We start from the raw sequence: 23,970 nt of genomic DNA, 5'->3' as shown, positions 1-23,970 counted from the left end.
AATGATTGAATTAATCGGAATTCAAAACCGGATTGGATCGCAGGGTTTCGGTGGCAAGATCAATAAAGCTTCGAACCTTTGCCGGGGCATGACGGCCTTCGGGATGGACCAGATGGACCGGCACCGGATCGGGTCCGTAATCATCAAGCACCGTAATTAGCTTGCCTTCAGCAATGAATGGCGCCGCCTGATAGGACAACAGGCGCACAATGCCCCACCCGTCCATTGCGGCCTTGCGGGCGGCTTCGATGGAGTTGGTTTGCCATTTTGCATCTGGCGACAGATGGATATTGCGTCCATTGGTCGGTGATTTGAAATGCCAGTCAAGGCGCGCGGATGAGCCGGTTGATGCCACGATCCGGTGCGATGCCAGATCGGCTGGCGTTTGAGGAATGCCGGTGCGTTCGAAATATTCCGGCGCACCACAGACGACTTGCCGCACCTGCCCCAGCCGCACGGCACTCAGTGATGAATCCGCGAGATGCCCGATGCGCACGGCAAGATCAATACCCTCCTCGACGATATTGACGATGCGGTCAAACAGCAAAAGCTGGGCGCGCATATCGGGATATTGATCAAGATAGCGACCGACAATTGGCGCGACATGCATCTGGCCGAACTGCACCGGGGCCGTTATGCGCAAAACGCCGCTTGGCTTGGCATAGGCACCACCTGCGGCGGCTTCGACTTCGTGCAGATCGGCAAGCAGCCGTTTGCAATCGGCCAGATACCGCGTCCCCGCCTCGGTCATGGTGACCGTACGGGTCGTTCGGGTCAGAAGCCGTGCCCCGATGATTTCTTCAAGCTGGGCAATGGTTCGGGTGACGGCAGCCGGGCTCATATTAAGGGCACGGGCAGCAGCAGAAAAGCCCTGTTCCTCGGCCACGCGGACAAAGACTTTCATGGCGTTAAAACGATCCATCGGCATCCCCGGGACAGCATTTCACTATTTCAATAAACGGAACAATAAATTGCAAAATACGTTTATTCCATAATTTTTATGAAACATCGATGATGCAGCATCAATCACGCAGCAAATACAGGGAAACCTGCCATGAAGCTTTATCATCATCCCATTTCCGGTCACGCCCATCGTGCGCGCCTGATGCTCGGTCTTTTGGGACTGGATCATGAACTGATCGAACTGGACTTGTCCAAGGGCGCACATAAGAAACCGGAATTTCTGGCGATCAACCCGTTTGGGCAGGTCCCGGTCTTGCAGGATGGCGACACGGTCATTTCCGATTCAAACGCCATTCTGGTCTATCTTGCCAAAAAACAGGGGGCGACCGACTGGCTGCCTGAAGACCCGGCAGGTGCGGCAAAGGTTCAGCGCTGGCTCTCGGTTGCAGCGGGCCAGATTGCCTTTGGCCCGGCGGCTGCCCGCCTTGTGACCCTGTTTGGTGCACCGTTTAACGCTGACGAAGTCATTAACCGCGCCCATGCCATTCTTGGTCTGATGGAAGCCCATCTGAAAACACAGGACTGGCTTGCTGCCGATCATCCAACCATCGCCGATATATCGCTTTATAGCTATGTGGCCCGCGCGCCCGAGGGCAATGTGGATCTTGCGCCCTATGGCAAGGTACGTGACTGGCTTTCCCGCATTGAAGAATTGCCGGGTTTTGTGCCCTTCATGCATGCCCCGGCCGAGATGCTGGCATCGGCATAGGTAACTTTCCGACCTTCCTCGCACCATCAGCCTGAAAGACGCCCCATGCCTGATCGCATCGACACACGGAACGGCCATTCTCCCCAACCGCCAATGCCAACGGATGCCCCCTCACCGTGGCATGCTGGAGAAATCCGTCTTCAGCAAGTTCTGGGTGTCGATGCGCGCATGGATGAAGTCGGGCGCAAGGTGTTGCGCGATCATCTGATCGAACAACACCGGCTGTTTTACCCGCAACTGCCCTTTGTCGTGCTGGGCAGTGTCGATAGGAATGGCAAACCCTGGGCGACCCTTCGTGCCAACAGGCCGGGATTTTTATTTGCGACCGACATCTATCATCTGACGGTATCATTGCCCCGCGATGGGGATGACCCGGCCGATGCCGGGATGGAAGACGGCGATGCCATCGGAATACTGGGGATCGAGCTTCATACACGCCGACGCAATCGTCTGAATGGGACAATCAGTCGCACAAATGAGACATCGTTTGAGATTGCCGTCGGGCACAGCTTTGGCAATTGCCCGAAATATATCACGCCGCGTGATCTCGAACCTGCAGAGACCGCTGTTGCCAAAGGTTCCACTATTGAACGCGGAACAGATGCCCTGTCCGATGCCGCCCGAGCACTGATTGCGCGCAGTGACACATTTTTCATCGCATCCTTTATCGAACACGAAGATCAGAAACGAGACATCGATGTCTCCCATCGCGGCGGAGAAGCGGGCTTTGTCCATATCGAGGATGACGGGCCCCTGATCATTCCCGACTATGCGGGAAACCGGTTTTTCAACACGCTGGGCAATCTTTTGATCAATCCGCGTGCGGGGCTGGTATTTGTTGATTTCAGCAATGGCGACATGCTGCAAATCACCGGCACGGCTGAAATCATCATGGGCGGTGCGATGGTTGCAAACTTTGATCGCGCCGAACGTCTTGTATCCTTCAGGCCAACCGAATGGATATACCGCCCGGCAGTATTTCCGTTGCGCATGAGGCCTGCGAATGGCTGATTGGCTTGATGGTTGATTGCACCGCAGTACAAGACGCTCTATCTAGGTCGTAACATCTATAACGACTTTTGCCGGAGCATCCCGCCCGATGGCCGATCCGATCACTGTCTTTGATCGACAGATTCTGAAACTGCGCCGTGATCGCGCAGCAACAAAGGCACAGGATTACAACTTCCTGTTTGCCGAAACCGCCGAACGGCTTGCCGACCGGCTTGACGATACCACCCGCAAATTCCCGCTGGCTGTTGACCTTGGATGTCACAGTGGTGAACTTGGCCGAATCATTGGCAAGCGCGGCGGTATCGAAACCTTTTACCAGTCCGATATCTCGGCTCGTTACGCCCAAAGTGCGCACGCCAGCAACGGCAAAGCCACCCTTGTCGCAGACGAGGAATTCCTGCCCTTTGCCGAGGGTTCGCTTGATCTGATCCTGTCCAACCTGTCGCTTCACTGGGTCAACGACCTTCCGGGTATGCTACTGCAGGCCCGCCGCGCGCTTAAACCCGACGGGCTGCTTTTGGCCTGCATGCTGGGCGGCGATACTTTGCGTGATCTGCGCGAAGCCTTGATGACCGCCGAGGCCGAGGAAGAAGGTGGCGTATCACCGCGTGTTTCACCGTTTGTCGATGTGAAAGATGCCGGTGCGTTGCTTCAGCGCAGTGGTTTTGCCCTGCCCGTCGTCGATGCCGATGACATCACCATTGATTATCCCGATGCGCTTAAACTGATGCGCGATCTGTCGGGGATGGGTGAAAGCAACCTGATTGCCAAGCGATCAAAGAAATTCACCAAACGCAGCACCCTTGCCCGCGCAGCGGCGATCTATCACGAACGCCATGCGCGCGCTGATGGCCGCATCCATGCCAAGTTTCAGGTGATCTATCTGACTGCCTGGGCCCCTGACGAAAGCCAGCCCAAACCGCTCCGCCGTGGATCGGGTCAGGTCAGTCTGGTTGATTTCCTTGGCGATGACGCCAAAAAACAATAGGGCCTGTTTGGCGGGCTATTTGCCCGCCAGTACCATCTCGCGGATTTTGGTCGCCTTTTCGAAATGATCAAGCTGATGGGTTGCGATCCACCAGGTTGCGGCCTCCATCAAAAGCCCCGGATCATCATTGCGATTGGCAAAGAACGCATAGAATGACAGGCCGACATCCGGTCCCTTTTGCGTGATTTTGCGATCACAAACGGCAATGATTTTGTCGCGCAGGCTTTGACGCATGATGGCTCCGATAAAAACCGATTGGGTGTAAGGGGTTGATATATGACCGGTTTGTCGCAAAATTGGCACCCTGATCGCGATCATCACATGACAGTTTCTGTCAGGACAGAATTCCGAAAGGCTCGACATGCAACTTCCCCAGCCCCTGATCCATGGCAGACTGATCAAGCGTTACAAGCGTTTTCTGGCGGATATCGAACTTGATAATGGCGAGATGATCACAGCCCATTGCGCCAATCCGGGCGGGATGATCGGGCTTAAGGAACCGGGCATTGATGTCTGGCTGTCGAAATCGGACAACCCCAAACGCAAACTCAAATACAGTTGGGAGCTTTGCCAGATTGGTGATGCATGGATCGGGATCAATACCGCCCATCCCAATGCCATCGTCGAAGAAGCAATCGTTGCGGGCAAGGTGCCGGAACTGGTGGGTTATGAAAACCTGAAACGCGAAGTCAAATATGGCAAGAATTCGCGGATCGATATTCTGCTTTCTGATCCCGAGCGCGGGCTTTGCTATGTCGAGGTCAAAAACGTGCATCTGAAACGCGATGAAGATGTACCCGGCCTTGCCGAATTCCCTGATGCCGTCACCGCACGCGGGGCCAAACATCTTGATGAAATGGCAGATATGGTTGGCGAGGGGCATCGGGCGGTGATGTTTTACCTGATCCAGCGTACCGATTGTGACCGCTTTACGCTTTCGACCGATATCGACCCGCATTATGGCGAACGGTTCAAGGCCGCACGTGCCCGCGGCGTCGAGGCAATTGCCTATGACTGTTCGATTGATACCAGTGCGGTGACCGTGCGGTCGGCCTTGCCGATCACCGGTCTTTAGAATTCAGGTCCCAAATCCCCGCATATCAGCCAATCCTTGCCAATCCCGGCGTCTGGCTTTATGTCATTGGGCTATAAAACACAGATATACCTCGCTGAGATTAAGGAGATTTCGGGTGGCGAACGGAACAGTCAAACTTCACGGCCCCGAAGCATTTGAAGGCATGCGCGCCGCCGGACGGCTGGCAGCGGAAGTGCTTGATATGATTACCCCGCATGTGGTGCCGGGTGTGACCACGGGTGAACTTGATCGCCTGTGTGATGAATATATTCGTGATCACAATGCGATTTCAGCCTGCCTTGGCTATCGCGGATTTCCGAAATCCATCTGTACGTCGATCAACCATGTGGTCTGTCACGGTATTCCCGGTGACAAGAAACTGGCCAATGGCGACATCATGAATATCGATGTCACGGTCATTCTTGATGGCTGGTACGGCGATACTTCGCGCATGTATATTGCAGGCACCCCCAAAGTGATGGCGCAGCGCCTTGTCGATGTGACCTATGAGTCGCTTTGGCGCGGGATTAATGCGGTCAAGCCGGGCGCGACCCTTGGCGATATTGGTCATGCCATCCAGTCCTATGCCGAGAGCGAGCGTTTTTCGGTCGTGCGTGATTTCTGTGGTCACGGTCTTGGTCAGGTGTTCCATGATGCCCCGAATATCCTGCATTACGGCAAGCCGGGCGAAGGTCTGGTTCTTGAACCGGGCATGATTTTTACGATTGAACCGATGATCAATCAGGGAACCTATGCGTGTAAAATTTTGCCCGATGGCTGGACAGCCGTAACGCGAGACCGCAAACTGTCTGCACAGTTTGAACATTCGCTCGGCGTGACGGATGACGGGTTTGAAATCTTTACCCGCTCGCCCGCCGGTCTGGACAAGCCGCCCTACAACCTGCCCGCCGCGGCAGAATAAACAAGGGCCAAACGGGGGAAGCAGAATTGAGCGAAACCGAAGATCGCAAACCTGCTTCCGCCCCGAACAACCCCACTCCATCTGAAATTGATGACGGCACGCGGGTCTTTTTTGATCTGGCCCGCGACCATCTGGCATCGGGCACATCGCCCATCGCAGACATCCGAAGCGCGCCAAAGGGTGGCGATGCCCCATCAACGTCGTCCAAGACGGCAAAACCCCACTATCACGGCCATCGTCAACGCCTGCGCGAACGCTTTATCAAGGGTGGATCGGATGCATTGGCCGATTACGAACTTCTGGAATTGATGCTGTCCATGGCGATGCCGCGCGGTGACGTCAAACCGCTGGCGAAATCACTGATTGCGCAATTCGGAAGCTTTGCCAACGTTCTGGCCGCCCGCCCCGAAGACCTGCAAAGCGCCAAAGGGCTTGGTGAAGCAGGGATAGCTGCGATCAAGATCGCCGAGGCCAGCGCACGCCATTTATCGCGCGAACGGGCAATGGAATTACCGGTAATCGCCAGTTGGGAACAGCTGATTGATTATTGCCGGGTTCGGATCGGGCATCTTAAGACCGAAGAACTGCATTTGCTGTTTCTTGATCGCAAGAACCGGTTGATCGCCGATGAATGCCATCAACGCGGCACCGTCGACCATACGCCGGTTTATCCGCGCGAAGTCATCAAACGCGCCCTTGAACTTCATGCCTCGGCCCTGATTCTGGTGCATAACCATCCAAGTGGCGATGCCACGCCATCCAAGGGCGATATCGACATGACCCGCAAGATTGTAGATGCCGCAAAGGCGATGGAAATCACGGTGCATGATCACATCATCATCAGTCATGCAGGATATAATTCGTTCAAGACGCTTGGATTGATATAACCCGCCCCTCCATTTCATCATTTGCCGGAAAACACCATGCCCCATATCGGTTTGTTCACGCTGGTCGTGCGCGACTATGACGAAGCCATCGCTTTTTACACGGACAAAGTCGGATTTGATCTGATTGAAGACAGCGACACGGGCGGCGGCAAACGCTGGGTCGTTATTGCCCCAAAAGGGGCGATTGAAACCCGCATTTTGCTTGCTCAGGCAAGCAATGAGGATCAAACCAAGGCCGTTGGCAATCAAACCGGAGGGCGGGTTGGCTTTTTCCTGAACACCGATGATTTTGCGCGCGACCATGCCCGCATGACAGCCGCTGGCGTGATATTTCTGGAACAACCACGATATGAACCATATGGCACGGTCGCAGTGTTTGAAGACCTGTACGGTAACAAGTGGGATCTGCTTGAACTGGCAACCCGTCAGGAAACCGAAAAGATACGTGGGCCCGTCGATGAATAGGGTGAGACAAGCCCACGCCGATGCAACTATGGCACATCGGAAAGTGTGGGGTTAGATGAAAGAGACCTTGTTAGTCCCTAGAAGCTGTAGACAAGACCGATACCGGCACTGAAAACATAGTCTTCATCAATGATCGGGCTATCGGTGTACTGGTCTGGCAGATACTGGAAACCATGCGTTCCAATCAGCATGATTTGTTCTGTCAGCGGATAGGTAACCGTAAAGTCGATATGCGGGATGAAAGCAGCATCGGGCGCATAATAAGCCCGGTCGCTGCGGACTTCCTTGCGGCGGACACCAACCATGTAATCAACAAGTTTGTCACTTTGCCAGGTGACACCTCCGCCCCAGCTGAAACCTACGTCCCCCCATTGTTCAGGCACAACATAAGACATATCGACCTGATGACCATCATGGGCATCGTTCACATCTGTGAGATAGTTGGTAATCAATGAACCGCGCCAGATATCGGCCGAAAAACCAATACCGGCCTCAAACGCCATGTCCCGTTCTTCCATCCCGCGCAGATAATTGCCATCGCCATTATCAAACGGTTCCATCCGCAGCGCCCCGATCACCGATGCGCTAAAGACGTCGTTTTTAAAGAATTTGATGTCGATCCCGTCCACACCGATATGCATACGTTCAGAATCATATGCGACAATCGGCAACAGCCCCAATTCAACATCATCGGTCCCGCGATACGGATTGTTTGATACGCCACCAAATGCACCGACCTGCCAGTTTCCACCAAACCACGGATCAAGAGCATCGCCGGTTTTCGGATTGACCTGATCACGGAGAGTTTCTTTTTTAGCCTGCTGAGCCTGCGCAGGAGACATAAACAAAATCAGGAGTGCGGTCAGGCATAACGTCACGCCCGCAAACAGCATACTGTTCCCGGCACGATGCAGAACGTAATTTTCAGACATCTATTTAAACACCATGAAATGAAAAGGTGCACATAACCTGCCTGAATACGAATTACCTGGCGTCCGGCTCTATAACATCGAACCGGACAGAACGGCGACCATGGTACGAATGATCATTCGTACCATTCAATCATCTGATTTATTTGAGTTTTCGGCGCGATAGGCGCTTGGTGTCCTGCCGGTGATTTTCTTGAAAGCCTGATTGAAGGTCGATTTCGAATTGAATCCAACCTCGGTCGCAATATCGAGGATGGTACGGTTCGGCTCTTCGATCAACAGGTGTGAGGCCGCATCAATTCGGACTTCATTGATGAAATCAAAGAAGCTTTTGCCGAGATGCTGGTTCAAGACAAAGGAAAGCTGATTGGGGGTTACCCCGACTGCCGCGGCCAATTTCGGCATGGTCAGAAGTGGATCAAGCATCATTTCGTGATTCGCGACAAGCTTCTCAAGGCGGGTACGAATACGTGCGATATTCGGGTCGTCAACAGTATCACGCGACATCGATGCTTGCTGGTCCTCGGTCCCCTGGCGACCACGACGCACGGGTACATCAGCAGAAACACCTTCGTCCGTTTCCGGTTGCACAAAGAGCGCAGGATTCTGCGCAATCACCTGACACATTCGGAAGAACACAAGTACAAAGCCCACCTTGACACCAAGAGACAGCCATACAGCGTGAAAAAGAAACAGGTCTAACAGATTGGTCAGGGTAAAGACCGTAAACAACACTGTCATCCCGACAAGAAATTCGATAACCCAGCGGCGCATCCGTCGGCTATCGGTTTGCAGTTGCCGGTCGGCCTGCTGTAAATAGCGCCGGGCACACCGCCAGATCCCCGTCATATAAACAACAAATAGCACGCAAAACAGGATCACTGTCGCCAGCAGGATCAGATCGCCCAGACCTTCCGCCGAGAAAGAAATCTGCAAGCCGACATCACGCACATCTTCCAGACCGGAGATCATGCGCGCACTTTTTAGATAGACCATAAGTCCAATCATCGCGGTGACCGGAACCAGCACAAGAAAATGCAGGCATGGCCGTGATACCGGATCACTGGAAATTTCACGAAAATACAAATAGATAGACGGGATGAAGGCAAAAAAGAACGGTGCAAATGCCGGCACAAGATACAGGTTCAAAAGCGGGCTGATCAGCGGGTCAAATGTATCATCCAGGAAACTCATGCCAACGGAAAACCCGAAGACCATCAACCACCTATTCGCAGCAAATGCCCGCTTTCCTTCATCCATCAGCAGGATAATCAGGAAAATCGCCTGAGATGCGCCAAGAACCGAAACGATCAGAAAAAGAATATCGACTGTTTCAATCATTCTTGTGCCTGTGTAGCGGATTTCTGTTGATGAGAAGTGCCAGGTCGGAAGGAACGCAAGGGCCCTCTGAAGCAGGCATTCTTCGGGAATAGTTTAATGTCAGTCACTCTGCGACAAAGGTTCTTACAAACTTTGCGGCCACAATGCGTGCAAAAAATACAGTCAGGACAGTCAAAACGATCTGATACCGACCATGCAAGACTGTGCTGCACTGAGATATTTCTGACCAACTTCGTTACTTTTGATCATCCGGGTAACCGTCCATCAGACCGATTCGACAGCGATCAAACACCTCGCAAGCCCTTGAATGTGAAGCACTTCACAGGAAAAAATGCAATCCCCGCGTGTAAATAAAGAAGGCCCGCATCAGTTAAAGAGAAACCGCCCCCGTCCCGCACAGTCTATCGAAGACCGCAGGAAATAAACCATTTTTTTGATATCGCGCAAAATAAACCTCAAAAACCATCAAAATTGCGCAAACATCAACCAATTGCGTCAGTTACGTGAAATCCGACTTGCAGTTGACGCATGGCAGCCTCAGTATTTTTGCGTACGTACTTTCAGGGAGTACGTTCGCAACAAATCATAATTGTTGAGGGAGACATCACACATGTCAGAAAACGCGATGACTGCAAAAGGTCTCGTGAACGGATTGCTGAAATCCTCACGAGCACTCGTATTTGGGACGGCGCTGATCGCCGGTTCCATGACCATGCTGTCGAGCACCCATGCGCAAGCAGAGAAAATCCTGCGCATCGGCAATGACGGCGAACCGCAATCCATGGATCCGCATTTCATTTCCACAGTTCAGACCAGCCGTATCTCCGATGATATGTCGCTTGGCCTTCTGACCTATGGCCCGGATGGACAGCCGGTGCCAGGTGCGGCAGAAAGCTGGACGGTTTCCGAAGACGGCAAGACCTATACGTTCAAAATCCGCAACCATAACTGGTCGGACGGAACACCGGTTACAGCACTGGATTTCATCGCGGGCTGGGAACGCCTGCTTGATCCGGAACTTGGTGCAGAATACGCATCACTTCTTTACATCATCGAAGGTGCCGAGGCCGTTAACACCGGCAAGGAAGGCGCAAAAATTGGTGCACGTGCGATTGACGATCATACCCTTGAAGTCAAACTGACAGCACCCGCCCCCTATTTCCTTGCACAGCTGACCCACCAGACCGCATTTGCCATTCCCCGTCATGTCGTTGAAAAATACGGCAAGGACTGGGTAAAGCCGGAAAACATCGTGGTTAACGGCGCTTACAAACTGGTCGAATGGCTGCCGAACGTTCACACCAAACTGGTCAAGAACGAAGAATTCTATGATGCCGCAAATGTTCCGATCGACGAGGTGATCTACTACACCTACGAGGATCGCACCGCGATGCAGAACCGTTTCCGCGCCAGTGAACTTGATGTTGCGCGTGACATCGCATCCGAACAGATTTCATGGCTGCGCGACAATCTGGCTGACAGCCTGCGCATCGCACCATATGCCGGCATCTATTACTATGCCATCCGCACCGATAAGGACAAATTCAAGGATGTCCGCGTTCGCAAGGCACTGTCACTTGCGCTGAACCGTGAAGCCATCACCGATGCTGTCCTTAAGACCGGCGAACTTCCGGCCTATTCCTTTGTTCCGCCGGGAACCGGCAACTACACCGAACCGGCTTACGTTTCGTGGAAAGACCTGCCTTATGCAGAAAAGCTTGCTGATGCCAAAAAACTGATGGCAGAGGCCGGTTATGGTCCGGACAATCCCCTGAAATTCACGCTGCGTTACAATACCTCGGAAAACCATAAACGTATCGCGATTGCGGCACAGAACATGTGGAAACAGATCGGCGTTGAGGCAGAATTGTTCAACTCCGAAGGCAAAATCCACTATGCCGACCTGAAAGTAGGTGACTTCGAAGTTGCCCGCGCAGGCTGGATTGCTGACTATAACGATGCGCAGAACTTCCTTTTCCTTGGTGAAGAGCGCACCGGTCCGCTGAACTATGCTTCCTTTGACAACCCGCGTTACAACGAGTTGATGCTGGCTGCCGAAAACGAGGGCGACCTGAAAAAACGCGCTGATCTAATGCATCAGGCAGAAGCCATCATGATGGAAGCCCAGCCCTACATCCCCATTTACTACTATGTCTCGAAACAGCTCGTCTCTCCGAAGATCAAGGGCTGGATCGATAATGCCCCGGATCGTCACCTGACCCGCTGGCTTGACATTGCTGAGTAAACCCTGACGTCGTGTCGCAGGCTGCGCGGTTTTCCTCCCACCCGCAGCCTGTGACCACCCCGGGGATGAGAGAGAATTATGTTATCTTATGCCATTCGGCGCCTGTTGATCGCGATACCGACCTTGTTCATCGTGATCACGGTGGCCTTTTTCATGATGCGCATTGCACCAGGTGGACCGTTCGACCAGGAACGCGCACTTCCGCCGGAAATCGAAAAAAACATCAAGGCGGCCTATGATCTTGATAAGCCGCTGATCGAACAATACGCCATCTATATTGGTAAACTGTTTCAGGGTGACTTTGGCCCGTCAATCAAGATACGCGACTTTTCGGTTGCAGAACTGATCATGGCCGGTGCGCCCGCATCCATGCAGCTTGGCCTGACGGCAATCGCCATTGCGCTTGTTTTCGGAGTCGGATTTGGCACCTATGCCGCCCTTCGACAAAATAGCGCAGTTGATTTCGCCGTCATGGGCATTGCCATGATCGGCATCGCCATTCCGAACTTTGTTATGGCACCGCTTTTGTCGCTGGTGTTCGGATTGTATCTTTCGATCCTGCCGACGGCCGGATGGGGGGATGGTGAAATCCAGTACAAGATCCTGCCGATCATTGCCCTTGCCCTGCCGCAGATCGCCTATATCGCACGTCTTACACGCGGATCAATGGTCGAGGTTCTGCATTCCAACTATATCCGCACTGCACGCGCCAAGGGATTGCGTGAAAAGCTTGTGGTCAACCGACATGCCATCAAGGGCGCGCTTTTGCCTGTTGTTTCCTATCTTGGACCGGCTACAGCAGCTGTCATGACCGGTTCGGTCGTGATCGAGAGCATCTTTGGTGTCCCCGGCATTGGCACCTATTTCATCAAGGCAGCATTGAACCGCGACTACCCGCTCGTCATGGGTGTGGTCATCGTCTATGCGGTGATGATCATCATGCTGAATTTCCTGGTCGATATGGTTTACGGCCTTCTTGATCCAAAATTGAAGTCAAACTGATGATGAATAAATCTGAAAAGACAGCAATGCTGGAAGCTGCGGGCGCGCCTGTGGAAATCGAGGGCCGCAGCCTGTGGCGCGATGCCCGCATTCGCCTGTTTCGAAACAAGGCAGCCGTCGGATCGATGATCATTCTGGGCATCATCACGCTTCTGGCTGTTTTTGCACCGCTTTTGAGCCCCTATGCCTATGACCAGATCGACTGGGGCTATATTCAGGAAGGCCCGAACTGGGAAAACGGCCATATCTTTGGAACGGACGGCAATGGCCGCGACCTGTTTATCCGTGTTCTTTATGGCGCGCGCGTATCGCTTGCGGTCGGTTTACTTGCAACATCGGTCTCGCTGGTCATCGGCGTGACCTATGGGGCGGTCGCCGGTTTCTTTGGCGGCAAAATCGACAACATCATGATGCGCTTTGTCGATGTGCTTTATTCCCTCCCCTTCATGTTCTTTGTGATCATGTTGATGGTGGTATTTGGCCGAAATATCTTTCTGATCTTTGTTGCACTTGGTGCAGTTGAATGGCTGACCATGGCGCGTATTGTACGCGGCCAGACCCTTTCACTGCGCAGACGTGAATTTATCGAGGCAGCCCACGCAACCGGTGTGTCGAACTTCAAGATTATTTTCCGCCATATCATCCCCAACGTGCTTGGTCCGGTCATTGTCTATATGACGCTGACCATCCCGCAGGTCATCCTGACTGAAAGCTTCCTGTCCTTCCTTGGACTGGGCGTTCAGGAGCCACTGACCAGTTGGGGCGTTCTGATTTCCGAAGGGGCCAAGGTGATCGAGGCATCCACATGGATGCTGATTTACCCGGCTGTGTTCCTGGCACTCACCCTGTTCTGTTTCAACTTCATCGGTGACGGTCTGCGCGACGCGCTTGATCCGAAGGACAGGTAAGGCAGCAAGGACAATATCATGACAACCAATCACATTCTGACTGTCGAGAACCTGACAACCCGCTTCCAGACACCCGATGGCGAGGTCGAGGCGGTGAACAATGTCAATTTCCATATTGATCCGGGCGAAACACTGGGCGTGGTCGGAGAATCCGGTTCCGGCAAAACGCAGATTTTCCTGTCCCTGATGGGGCTTCTGGCCAAGAACGGATCGTCAAGCGGATCGGTGCGCTACAAGGATACGGAAATCCTGAATTTGCCCGCGCGCGAGCTGAATAAAATTCGCGGCGTTTCTATGTCGATGATCTTTCAGGATCCGATGACATCACTGAACCCGTATCTGAAAATCTCAAGACAGATGACCGAGGTTCTGGTCGAACACCGCGGCATGTCCGAGGCCGAGGCACTCAAACGAGCCATTGCCATGCTTGATCGTGTCGGTATTCCCGGCGCGGCCCAGCGCGTTCACATGTACCCACATGAATTTTCTGGCGGCATGCGTCAGCGGGTCATGATTGCCATGGCGCTGTTATGTGATCCGGAAGTTCTGATTGCCGATGAACCGACCACCGCCCTTGATGTTACTGTTCAGGCGCAAATTCTTGACCTGCTCCGTGATCTTCAAAAGGACTTCAACACCGCCACCGTCATGATCACCCATGATCTGGGCGTGGTAGCCGGATTGTGTGACCGGGTGATGGTGATGTATGGCGGGCGCGTCGTCGAAACCGGGTCGGTGCGCGACATCTATTACGACAGTCATCATCCCTATACCGAGGGGCTTTTGAAATCGATGCCGCGCATCGATCATGCCAATGAAGAAAACCTGTTTGCCATTCCGGGGCAACCGCCCAACTTGCAGAACCTTCCGACCGGGTGCGCCTATCAGGAACGCTGTGGCTATGTGATGGAACGTTGCAGCAAGGAACGTCCGCCGCTGAAGGCATTTGATCAGGACCGAGCAAGTGCCTGTTTCCGGGAGGACGGACAATGACCGTAATGACACCAAAATCCGGAACACAGGATACCAGTCCGATCCTTTCGGTGCGTGACCTGAAGGTTCATTTCGCCATTCCCGGCAAGGGTCTGTTTGCACCGGACCGGCAGCTTAAAGCTGTCGACGGGGTGAATTTTGATCTTTATCCGGGCGAGACACTTGGCGTTGTCGGTGAATCAGGTTGTGGCAAGTCAACCCTTGGCCGGGCGATCCTGCAACTGATTGCACCTTCTGGCGGACAGGTTGCCTGGCTTGGCAAAAACATTGTCGGCTCGCCCCACCGGGAGATGCAGCCATTACGCCGTGATCTTCAGATCATCTTCCAGGACCCGCTTGCCAGCCTTAATCCCCGCATGACCATTGGCGAAATTATTGCCGAACCGCTGGTCACGCACAAACCGGAACTCGGCAAGGAAGAAATCAAGGCACGGGTCAAACGCATGATGGCGCGCGTTGGGCTTTTGCCCCAGATGATCAACCGCTATCCGCACGAGTTTTCCGGCGGGCAATGTCAGCGCATCGGTATTGCACGCGCTATGATCCTTGAACCGAAACTGATTGTCTGTGACGAACCGGTATCGGCCCTTGATGTTTCCATTCAGGCGCAAATCGTCAATCTGTTGCAGGAATTGCAGAGGGAATTTGACCTGTCGCTGATTTTCATCAGCCATGATTTGTCGATTGTGCGCCATATCTGCCACCGCATCATGGTGCTGTATCTGGGCAATGTCATGGAGTTGGCTGATCGCGACAACATTTATGCCAATCCAAGACACCCCTATACCAAGGCGCTGATTTCAGCGGTTCCGATCCCGGACCCCGAGATCGAACGCAACAAGGAACGCATTGTCCTGACCGGTGATCTGCCAAGTCCGCTATCGCCGCCATCGGGTTGCGTTTTTCGGACCCGCTGTCCTTTTGCGAAAGACAAATGTGCATCCGAGATGCCGAAACTTGACCGGGTGTCCGACACCCAGGAAGTCGCCTGTCATTTTCATGACAGCCTTTAGATAAAAGCCACCATAACATTGCACCCTGAACTTGCCGGACCGTCCCTGTGACGGTCCTTTTTTTGCGTATAAACTTGCGAACTGGTTCAGTTAGAGATGATGAATTGTTCGATATCGACTTCATCGCACTGTTCGGGACGCAGATATTTCAGGCCATATTCGACATAGGTGCCACTGATCAGAAACAGTTCGAACAGATCGTTATCAATCTGCCCCTTGTCGCGCATATCGGAAAGGATTGCGATACATTCGGACAGAAGCTTGGGACGTTTATAGGGTCGGTCAACGGCGGTCAGGGCCTCGAAAATATCGGCAATGACCATCACCTTTTCGAGGATTCCCATGTCATCCCCGGTCAGGCCGCGCGGATAGCCCGACCCGTCCATTTTTTCATGATGGTTGCCGGCAATTTCCGGAATGCGTTGCAGTTCGCGCGGATAGGGCAATTGTGCAAGCATATCCTGGGTGATCACGACATGATCATTAATCACCTGCCGTTCCTCGGATGTCAGGGTGCCATGCGGAACCGAAAGATTATAAAGCTCGCCACGGTTAAAGCCCTGATAGATATGATCTTCGCGGTCCATCAGAACATTTTCAACACCCGGTTCGCGCAATGATGCCAGATCGGCATCACTAAGCCGTTCGTTTTCAGCCCAGGACAATCCCAGTGTCCGGTCGAAATGGCGGGTCCATGTCAGCTCGGCAATATCATGCAGGGCATAGATTGCATCTGTATCAATCTCGGCATCCCCGATATTGGCATCGGCCACCAGCGCGAACCGGGCTTCAAGTTCTGCCACCCTGGCATTGAAATCGGCTTCGCAGACCTCCGCGTCCTCGCCCGCGAGTTTGCGTTTAAGCATGTCAATTTCGGCATCACGCCTGAGAACTTCAAACCGGGTGCGGATTTCATGGATGCGGTTATGGATGGTTTCAAGCTTGGTCGCCTTTTCGATCACATGATCAGGAGTAACGATCTTGCCGCAATCATGAAGCCATGCTGCCAGATCAAGCTCGTACCATTCCATATCGGTGAGATAGAAGTTCGAAAAGGGTCCCAGTTTGTCGTCAACGGCTGCCTGTGCCAGCATGCGGGCGATCACGGGCACGCGCGAACAATGGTCTGCGGTATGGGGCGACTTGGCGTCGATCGCATGACCAAGAACACGCACGAAACTTTCCATCAGGTCACGCTGCGCAACCAGCAGGCGGCTGTTTTCAATTGCCACTGCCGCCTGACTTGCCAGCGCATTGATGATCGGCTCGATTGCCTTGTCAAAGGGAATGACATTGCCCGAATGATCCCGGGCATTGATCAATTGCAGAACACCGATCACCGTCCCGCGCGTATTTTTCAGCGGCACGGTAAGAAAGGATTTTGATCGATATCCGGTTTTGGCGTCAAAGGCGCGCGTCCCTGAAAAATCAAACCCCTTGGCGTAATAGGCATCTTCGATATTGATCGATTTGCCGCTGAGCGCGACATAGGTCGCAATATTGCGATAGTTCGGACGGCCTTCACTGTCATAAAGCGGCAATGGCGGAAAGGGTTTTTCGGCTTCGCGGCCACTGACGAAAAAGGTGTTGAGCGTATCATTCATCAGAATGCGGAAATGCAGTTCGCTTTCTTCGCGATTGACAAGATAAAGCGATCCACCATCGGCATTGGTGAAGTCACGCGCAGCCATGAGAATTTTCTGGTTAAGCTCTTCACGCCCCTGTTCGGCAGAAAGTGCAATCCCCAGATCCACAAGCTTTGCCAGATGGCTCTCGTCTGTCTTGTGGCGGTCGGTCACTTCTTTATGGTGACCCTTCGCCCCGTTGGCTTCACGCGCCATGAATTTTCCGCCCACTCAACAATCAGATTGTCAGCTTACGCGTGCTGACGCGGTATCGAATAACACTGCATATATTACCTAAGTTGCTATATTTCTAACAGATCACAAGTTTTTGCCGATAAATTAGCCCTGACATCCCTGCCATACCGTCTGCAGGGTTGCCAATTGGCCCGGAATGGACTATCCGACCCGGTGAAAGCGTGCCGGCCCTATGATCGTGCAATTGATCACGCATTCCGATCATTCGCATCATCCCCCGGCGCCCAACCATTATGCCCGGAGGCGACCGCATGATCCCCCGTTATTCCCGTCCGCAGATGACCTCCATCTGGGAACCGGCGAACAAATTCCGTATCTGGTTCGAAATCGAAGCACACGCTGCTGACAAACTGGCTGAACTGGGTGTTATCCCGACTGAGTCCGCCAAGCTCGTCTGGGAAAAAGGCGACAAGCCCTATACCCAGGATCGTATTGATCGCATCGACGCCGTCGAAGCCGAAGTCAAACATGACGTCATCGCGTTTCTGACCGAATTGGCCGAACAGGTCGGTGAAGAAGCACGCTTTGTTCATCAGGGCATGACCAGCTCGGACGTACTTGATACCTGCTTTAACGTGCAGCTCGTTCAGGCAACCGACATCCTGCTTGAAGATATGGACAAGCTTCTGGCCGCGCTTAAAAAGCGCGCCTATGAAACCAAAGACGTCCCCTGCATGGGTCGTTCGCACGGCATCCACGCAGAACCGGTGACCTTTGGCCTGAAGCTTGCAACCTTCTATGCTGAATTCAAACGTAACCGTGATCGTCTGGTTGTGGCGCGCGAAGAAATCGCGACCTGCGCCATTTCGGGTGCGGTTGGCACATTCGCCAATATCGATCCGAGCGTTGAAGAACATGTCGCCGCCAAGCTTGGCCTGAAACCGGAACCGGTTTCGACCCAGGTCATCCCGCGCGACCGTCATGCGGCCTATTTCGCAGCCCTTGGGGTTATCGCATCCTCGATCGAACATCTGGCAACCGAAATTCGTCACCTGCAGCGCACCGAAGTTCGCGAAGTTGAGGAATTCTTCTCCAAGGGGCAGAAAGGCTCCTCGGCGATGCCACACAAGCGGAACCCGGTTCTGACCGAAAACCTGACCGGTCTTGCCCGTCTGGTACGTTCGATGGCCATTCCGGCAATGGAAAACGTTGCCCTTTGGCATGAGCGCGATATTTCGCACAGCTCGGTTGAACGTAACATCGGCCCGGATGCGACCGTAACGCTTGATTTCGCCCTGATGCGCCTGACCAACGTTGTTGAAAACCTGGTCATCTATCCGGAACGCATGGACGAAATCCTCAACCAGATGGGTGGTCTGGTCTTCTCGCAGCGCGTGCTGCTGACCCTGACCCAACATGGTGTTTCGCGCGAAGATTCGTACCGTATCGTTCAGCGCAACGCGATGAAGGTCTGGAACCGCGAAGGCGATCTTCTGTCGCTTCTGAAAACCGACGAAGACGTCACCGCACGCATTCCGATGGACAAGCTCGAAGCCCTGTTTGACCTTGGTTACCACACCAAGCATGTCGACACGATCTTTGCCCGCGTGTTTGCCGACTAACGGCAACCCGGTTCAAAAATCAAAGCCCCGGTCTTCTGGCCGGGGCTTTTTTTGTTGCAACAATCAAAGTTTCTGACTGGTCACAAGATCGCGGGCTTCATCAAGCAACCAGTCCCTAAACAGCCGAACATGACTGCGCAATTCGCGCTTTTTGGGGTGCACCAGATAATAGCCAAGGGGCACCGTCATGACCTGATCAGGAAACAGATGGATTAGTTTTCCTTCCATCACATCTCCCTCGGTCAGAAGCGGGTTGGCAATCACCACCCCCTGATGATGAATAGCGGCTTCGATCACCATAGCGGTTTGATCAATATCGATATGCTTGATCTGTCGGCTTTGTTCCGGCGGCATATCGGCGAACGTCGCCAGCCAGTCGGCCCACCAGTGATGCTTGGTATCATTGATCAGGGTAGCACGAGCCAGATCAGTCGGTGTTTCCAGCCCCAGTTCATCGCGGTAAGATGGCGCGCAATAAACTGCCGCCTGCCCGCGATACAGCAACACAGCCTCAAGACTGTCGTCATTGCCGTCAAAATAGCGCACGGCAATATCAAGCCCGTCCTGATCAAAGTTTGGCTTTTCCTCGGTCGAGCCTACATGAAGGGCTGTCGTCGGATGCTTGATCAGAAACCGCGCCATGCGGGGTGAAAACCATTTGGCCGCAAAACTGGGCGGCATGGCGAAATGAACGGAATGATCCTGACGGCGGCGTAAATGGGCACTGGCGTCCGATATCTGCTGCAAGGCCGGCGCAATACGCGCGGCATAGGCCAGACCATCCTGCGTCGGCGTCACTTGCCGGACAGATCGGATGAACAGCTCAACCCCCAGCCATTCCTCAAGCTTGCGTATTTGCTGCCCGACGGCACCGGGCGTGACATTAAGTTCACTTGCCGCCAAAGCAAAGCTGTTCAGACGCAAGGCGGCCTCGAAAGCAGGCAATGATTTCAAGGGTGGATAAGACGTCATAATGCAGTTTTTCTATATCATGATGAAAATAGCATGATTTGTATAATACACTCAAAACCAGTAAATGTCGTGAAAGATCGCAATTCGGATTTTTCGGCATGAAGAAGAATGGCTATATCGTTTTCGGATTTCTCGCCCTTGTCTGGGGGCTGACCTATCTGTTTAACAAAACGGCCAGCCACTATATCACCCCGACTCAGATCGTTATGATCCGGGTGAGTATGGGCTTTCTTCCGCTGTTCCTGATTGCCTTGCTACACGGCAAGCTGAAATGGAGCCATCTGCGCCATATACATCACTTCGTGGTCATGTCGTTACTGGCTGCATCGGTTTACTATTACGCCTTCGCCAAAGGCATCGCGATATTACCATCAAGTATCGCAAGCATTCTGGCCGGAGCCATTCCGTTTTTCACCTTCATTGCCGCCTTGCTGTTTCTCAAGGGTGAACCGATCAATCTGCGTTCGGTTGGCGGTCTGTTGTTGGGTTTTACCGGTATTGTAACGATTGCCCGCCCCTGGGAAGGTGTTGGCGGCGGCATTGATCTTGCGGGTGTTGTTTATATCGCGCTCGGTTCGGCCTGTGTCGGGCTGTCTTTTGTCTATGCCCGAAAGTTCATAAGCCCGCTTGGTATTTCCCCGATTGCACTATGCACTTATCAGCTTGGCTTTGCATCTGCGACCATGCTGGTAGTGGGTGACTTTGACGGGATTGATGCCATCTTTGTCAATCCGCTGGCAACGGCTGGTTTGTTTATCGGCCTTGGCCTGTTTGGCACCGGGATTGCCTATGTTTGCTATTATTATGTGGTTGAAAAGCTGGGCGCGGTCAAAGCTGCCAGTTCGACCTATATTCCCCCTGTCATCGGACTTGCCACCGGCACACTGATCCTTGGAGAGACGGTCACACTGACCGATTTGTTCGCAACATCGGTTATTCTGGTTGGCGTGATCATCATGCAGTCGGGCAGAACACCCCCTGCAACCTCCCCTGCGACTTTACAAGATGTGCGGGTCCACAACCGGCCCGAACATGCCTGAGAGCTCCCTGTTCTCAAGGCTGCGCCCCCGTATTCCGGGGGCGCTTTTTATCTGCGTTTGGTGGTTATGACCTGTTCTGTGCAGCGGCACGAACGAAAGCCGTAATCAGCGGATGGTTCTCGCCGCGCAAGGCGGATCGTTCGGGCTGGAACGCTGTTCCGATAAAAAACGGATGATCGCGAAGCTCCACCGCGCGCGGATCGCCATCCTGATCCCAGGCAGACACACACAGCGGATGCCCGTCAAACAATCCGACATAGTCGCGATTAAATCCGTAACTGCATCGATAGGTTTCCTGTATCTGGTCGAGGCCATAATGGGAACGGATCAGACTGTCTTTGACAAGTTCAATCCCGCCATCCTGATCAATCAGCGCACAAACCAGCGGGGCGATCAGCGGAAGTTCCGCATCCGGGTCAATTTCGGCATTTGCCGCATTGCCCAGCCCCAGCACATTTCGGGCATATTCCAGCACCGCATGCTGATACCCGCCACATGTTCCAAGAAACGGCACATTATGCGTCCGGGCATGGGAAATGGCCGAAAGCGCCCCTTCAAGACTTTGATAGGGGCTGGCAGGTACGCACCATACACCGTCATAACCGCCAAGAACCTGATCTGGTTCAATGCCATCAAGTGCGGTTGTCGATACCCAGTCAAATCCTGCGGGCAGACCGATCTGGTTACCTGCAATTTCAAGGGCCTTGGGAATGGCCTGATGGGCGGTTACGTCGGGATTAAAATCGCCAACCAGTGCAAATCGGATCGTCATGTTTTATTCCTCGTTTCAGGTGACATTACGAGGGAAAGCAATTCAGATGCGGCAACAAAAAACGGCCCGTGAAATCACGAGCCGGGATTTGCGCCGCAAACAGAGCTGCCTTTGACGAACTTACTACAAACTTCCGGTACGCGCCATATCTTCCAGTGCCATTTTCACGGCCTGTGCGCGGTTGGAAACGTTCAGTTTGCGATAGATGTTTTTCAGATGGTATTTCACCGTGATCTCGCGCAGGTCGAGATGACGGGCGATGTCCTTGTTCGGACGCCCTTCTGACAACAAGGCGAGAACTTCACGTTCGCGCGGTGTCAGACGGGCAAAATCCCCCTCATTGCCAAAGCCGCCGGCAAGACGGCCTTCGCCATCACCACCGCCAACCATACCGTCACTCAGATCATTGAGGATGGATGACGGCAGATATTTTTCCCCGGCCAGGACAAGCTGCACGGCATTCGCCAGCGCCTGACCACGCAGGGTTTTGGGGATAAAGCCATGTGCGCCTGCCTCGATGGCATTGCGCACATCTTCGCTGCGATAAGCCCCCGACAGAAGAACGACAAAGGTCGATGACGCAACTTTTTCAAGCGCGCGTTTAAGACCCTCAAGGCCATTCATGCCGGGCATCCGCAGATCAAGCAGGACAAGATCAAACGAATTGTTTTCAGCGATCAGGTCCAAAGCCGGGTCCAACGCACCGGCCTCTGCAACCTCGCAATCCTCGAAATATTGCTGGAACAGAAGTGATATTGCCTCACGAACCAGATCGTGATCGTCCGCCAAAAGGATACGCAAAGCCTTTGCCCTTCTTCTACCTGATTAGCACCCTTCACCCTTGGTGAAAGATCTCACACCAAAAGGTTGCGCTCACTCATCTTTTGCATCAGCAAGCAGGATACGAAACCGCCTAGATGTTTGCAAACTAGAAGTTTTTGGCAAAGGCCTGCATCATGGCTTTCAGCTCAGAACTTCTGCTCGCGCAACCGGACGTAGCTCTTCAAGTTTTGAATTGAGCTCGGACGCCGTCATGTCGATATTCTTGCGTCCGAAATCTGCCAGAAGGGATACCACAACACTGTTGTCGCGCGGGTTTGCAACCACTTCGCCCACTGTTTTGACAGCATAGGCCTGACATTCATCGGGTGACATTCCCATCTGTTCACCAGCCCAAACGATCAGCATTTTATAAAGATGCGTTTCAACGCGAAAATCCTGTTCCAAATCAAAGCTGTACTTCGCTTCGAAACCACGTTCACGATCATTAAAGCTGTTCATACTGTTCCCTCCTTGAAGATTTTCCGGCCTCAGGACAAAGACTGGACGTCGCATTCTGACTATATATTTGAGAACAAAGGAGCCCGTTTTCACCCCTTTGCCCCATACTTTTGAATTTGACAAATGATCTGTCATCACGCTTTGATCTGGCTCATGTGCACAGTCATAATTTTACGCCGCCCCGACCATGACTGGCCGGTGATCATTGGCGCCAATCGAGACGAAATGAACAATCGCCCCTGGAAGGCCCCGGCACGCCACTGGGATGACCGCCCGGATGTGATTGCCGGACTTGATGAAACAGCCGGGGGCACCTGGCTTGGCGTCAACGAGGATGGTGTTGTTGCCGCAGTCCTCAATCGCTTTGGCACCCTCGGTCCGGCCAAAGACAAACGATCACGTGGCGAATTGCCCCTTGAAGCCCTTGATCATGCAGATGCGATTGATGCGGCCCAGTCACTGGCCGCACTCGATGGGACGGCCTATCGTCCGTTCAACATGGTGATTGCCGATAACCGGGATGCCTATTGGCTGGCCAATCGCGGGACGGGCAAGATCGAGATTACCGAGATCCCCGAAGGCCTTTCGATCCTGACGGCCCATGACCTGAATGACACGGCAAACAGCGCGCGCACCAGACGTAACCTTCCACGGTTCCGGGCGGCCCCCTCGCCCAACCCGGAAGCCGATGACTGGTTTGCCTGGCAGGCGCTTTTGGCTGATACCGGCATTGAGGCCCCCGACCCCGATCATTACGACATGCGTGCGGACGCAATGCTGGTGCGCAGCAATATGGGATTTGAGACCGTCAGTTCGTCGCTGATCGGATTACCGGCGATTCCCACCAGCGAGCATGAATTGCCCCGTCGTCCAGTCTGGTTATTTGCCGACGGACAACCTGACAGTGTTCCGTTTCTGCCCGTCGCACTTTGAGACGGCCAAAGCGACAAAACGTTGCTTTGCCAACTGGTTGCAGTGCAGAATACGCAGTCCCTTGTCAGATGGCGCGACG

The 23,970-nt window shown here is 53.5% G+C and carries 24 protein-coding genes; 15 read left to right on the top strand and 9 right to left on the bottom strand.

Features of this window, described 5'->3' with window-relative positions; translation table 11 throughout:
* Positions 1-10: 10 nt before the first annotated feature.
* A complete protein-coding gene (locus WA318_RS06850; protein WP_336080390.1) occupies positions 11-922 on the bottom strand; it encodes a LysR family transcriptional regulator in 912 nt (303 codons plus the stop codon).
* Positions 923-1,054: 132 nt separating this feature from the next.
* Between WA318_RS06850 and WA318_RS06845 the strand changes: the two genes are divergently transcribed.
* From WA318_RS06845 to WA318_RS06835, 3 genes are all read left to right on the top strand, one after another.
* Positions 1,055-1,672 (top strand): glutathione S-transferase family protein, encoded by a 618-nt coding sequence (locus tag WA318_RS06845; RefSeq protein ID WP_336080389.1) that lies wholly within the window; start codon positions 1,055-1,057, stop codon positions 1,670-1,672.
* Positions 1,673-1,717: 45 nt separating this feature from the next.
* Positions 1,718-2,683: a pyridoxamine 5'-phosphate oxidase family protein gene (locus WA318_RS06840; protein ID WP_336080388.1), complete on the top strand. Its 966-nt coding sequence runs from the start codon at positions 1,718-1,720 to the stop codon at positions 2,681-2,683.
* 88 nt (positions 2,684-2,771) lie between these two features.
* Positions 2,772-3,671, top strand: coding sequence for a methyltransferase domain-containing protein (locus tag WA318_RS06835; protein WP_114099140.1), 900 nt, complete (start codon positions 2,772-2,774; stop codon positions 3,669-3,671).
* 15 nt (positions 3,672-3,686) lie between these two features.
* Here WA318_RS06835 and WA318_RS06830 read toward each other — a convergent pair whose 3' ends face one another.
* Positions 3,687-3,905, bottom strand: coding sequence for a DUF6500 family protein (locus WA318_RS06830; RefSeq protein WP_114099204.1), 219 nt, complete (start codon positions 3,903-3,905; stop codon positions 3,687-3,689).
* Positions 3,906-4,032: 127 nt separating this feature from the next.
* On the opposite strand from WA318_RS06830, the gene sfsA reads away from it, so the two are divergent.
* From sfsA to WA318_RS06810, 4 genes are all read left to right on the top strand, one after another.
* Entirely contained in the window at positions 4,033-4,746 is a 714-nt protein-coding gene (gene sfsA, locus WA318_RS06825; protein WP_336080387.1) for a DNA/RNA nuclease SfsA, read from the top strand.
* Positions 4,747-4,861: 115 nt separating this feature from the next.
* Positions 4,862-5,668, top strand: a complete 807-nt coding sequence (map, locus tag WA318_RS06820; RefSeq protein ID WP_114099138.1) for a type I methionyl aminopeptidase — start codon at positions 4,862-4,864, stop codon at positions 5,666-5,668.
* 26 nt (positions 5,669-5,694) lie between these two features.
* Positions 5,695-6,555, top strand: coding sequence for a RadC family protein (radC, locus tag WA318_RS06815; protein ID WP_336080386.1), 861 nt, complete (start codon positions 5,695-5,697; stop codon positions 6,553-6,555).
* A gap of 36 nt (positions 6,556-6,591) precedes the next feature.
* Complete coding sequence (locus WA318_RS06810) at positions 6,592-7,020, top strand: VOC family protein (RefSeq protein ID WP_336080385.1); 429 nt, start codon at positions 6,592-6,594, stop codon at positions 7,018-7,020.
* Between the two features lie 77 nt (positions 7,021-7,097).
* On the opposite strand, the gene WA318_RS06805 is transcribed toward WA318_RS06810, so the two are convergent.
* The gene (locus WA318_RS06805) at positions 7,098-7,952 is read right to left on the bottom strand and encodes a MipA/OmpV family protein (RefSeq protein ID WP_258548755.1); all 855 of its coding nucleotides are present in this window, start codon (positions 7,950-7,952) and stop codon (positions 7,098-7,100) included.
* A 126-nt stretch (positions 7,953-8,078) separates the two neighbouring features.
* Positions 8,079-9,290, bottom strand: a complete 1,212-nt coding sequence (locus tag WA318_RS06800; protein WP_336080384.1) for an AraC family transcriptional regulator — start codon at positions 9,288-9,290, stop codon at positions 8,079-8,081.
* Between the two features lie 610 nt (positions 9,291-9,900).
* Here WA318_RS06800 and WA318_RS06795 point away from each other — a divergent pair.
* From WA318_RS06795 to WA318_RS06775, 5 genes are all read left to right on the top strand, one after another.
* Positions 9,901-11,535, top strand: coding sequence for a peptide ABC transporter substrate-binding protein (locus WA318_RS06795; protein WP_336080383.1), 1,635 nt, complete (start codon positions 9,901-9,903; stop codon positions 11,533-11,535).
* Positions 11,536-11,613: 78 nt separating this feature from the next.
* Complete coding sequence (gene oppB, locus WA318_RS06790) at positions 11,614-12,537, top strand: oligopeptide ABC transporter permease OppB (protein WP_114099131.1); 924 nt, start codon at positions 11,614-11,616, stop codon at positions 12,535-12,537.
* The gene (locus WA318_RS06785; RefSeq protein ID WP_336080382.1) at positions 12,537-13,445 is read left to right on the top strand and encodes an ABC transporter permease subunit; all 909 of its coding nucleotides are present in this window, start codon (positions 12,537-12,539) and stop codon (positions 13,443-13,445) included. The genes oppB and WA318_RS06785 overlap by 1 nt, the downstream gene beginning before the upstream one ends.
* 18 nt (positions 13,446-13,463) lie before the next feature.
* Positions 13,464-14,438 (top strand): ABC transporter ATP-binding protein, encoded by a 975-nt coding sequence (locus WA318_RS06780; protein WP_336080381.1) that lies wholly within the window; start codon positions 13,464-13,466, stop codon positions 14,436-14,438.
* The gene (locus WA318_RS06775; protein ID WP_336080380.1) at positions 14,435-15,451 is read left to right on the top strand and encodes an ABC transporter ATP-binding protein; all 1,017 of its coding nucleotides are present in this window, start codon (positions 14,435-14,437) and stop codon (positions 15,449-15,451) included. Before WA318_RS06780 ends, WA318_RS06775 begins: the two co-directional genes overlap by 4 nt.
* 86 nt (positions 15,452-15,537) lie before the next feature.
* Here the strand turns inward: WA318_RS06775 and WA318_RS06770 are convergent, their stop codons facing one another.
* On the bottom strand, positions 15,538-17,292 hold the full coding sequence (locus tag WA318_RS06770; protein WP_336080379.1) for a GAF and HD-GYP domain-containing protein: 1,755 nt from the start codon (positions 17,290-17,292) through the stop codon (positions 15,538-15,540).
* 290 nt (positions 17,293-17,582) lie between these two features.
* Between WA318_RS06770 and purB the strand changes: the two genes are divergently transcribed.
* Positions 17,583-18,893 (top strand): adenylosuccinate lyase, encoded by a 1,311-nt coding sequence (gene purB / locus WA318_RS06765; RefSeq protein ID WP_336080378.1) that lies wholly within the window; start codon positions 17,583-17,585, stop codon positions 18,891-18,893.
* 63 nt (positions 18,894-18,956) lie between these two features.
* On the opposite strand, the gene WA318_RS06760 is transcribed toward purB, so the two are convergent.
* Complete coding sequence (locus WA318_RS06760; RefSeq protein ID WP_336080377.1) at positions 18,957-19,865, bottom strand: LysR substrate-binding domain-containing protein; 909 nt, start codon at positions 19,863-19,865, stop codon at positions 18,957-18,959.
* Between the two features lie 98 nt (positions 19,866-19,963).
* On the opposite strand from WA318_RS06760, the gene WA318_RS06755 reads away from it, so the two are divergent.
* On the top strand, positions 19,964-20,905 hold the full coding sequence (locus WA318_RS06755; RefSeq protein ID WP_336080376.1) for a DMT family transporter: 942 nt from the start codon (positions 19,964-19,966) through the stop codon (positions 20,903-20,905).
* Positions 20,906-20,969: 64 nt separating this feature from the next.
* Here WA318_RS06755 and WA318_RS06750 read toward each other — a convergent pair whose 3' ends face one another.
* From WA318_RS06750 to WA318_RS06740, 3 genes are all read right to left on the bottom strand, one after another.
* On the bottom strand, positions 20,970-21,677 hold the full coding sequence (locus WA318_RS06750; RefSeq protein WP_336080375.1) for a CTP synthase C-terminal region-related (seleno)protein: 708 nt from the start codon (positions 21,675-21,677) through the stop codon (positions 20,970-20,972).
* 123 nt (positions 21,678-21,800) lie between these two features.
* Positions 21,801-22,478, bottom strand: coding sequence for a response regulator transcription factor (locus WA318_RS06745; RefSeq protein ID WP_336080374.1), 678 nt, complete (start codon positions 22,476-22,478; stop codon positions 21,801-21,803).
* Positions 22,479-22,640: 162 nt separating this feature from the next.
* Entirely contained in the window at positions 22,641-22,958 is a 318-nt protein-coding gene (locus WA318_RS06740) for a DUF1476 domain-containing protein (protein WP_114099123.1), read from the bottom strand.
* Positions 22,959-23,111: 153 nt separating this feature from the next.
* Between WA318_RS06740 and WA318_RS06735 the strand changes: the two genes are divergently transcribed.
* Positions 23,112-23,891, top strand: a complete 780-nt coding sequence (locus tag WA318_RS06735; protein ID WP_181850340.1) for an NRDE family protein — start codon at positions 23,112-23,114, stop codon at positions 23,889-23,891.
* Positions 23,892-23,970 lie beyond the last annotated feature (79 nt).

The organism is Thalassospira sp. CH_XMU1448-2 (assembly GCF_037027285.1).
Classification (GTDB): domain Bacteria; phylum Pseudomonadota; class Alphaproteobacteria; order Rhodospirillales; family Thalassospiraceae; genus Thalassospira; species Thalassospira profundimaris_C.
This window is presented reverse-complemented; position numbering and strand designations above follow the sequence as displayed.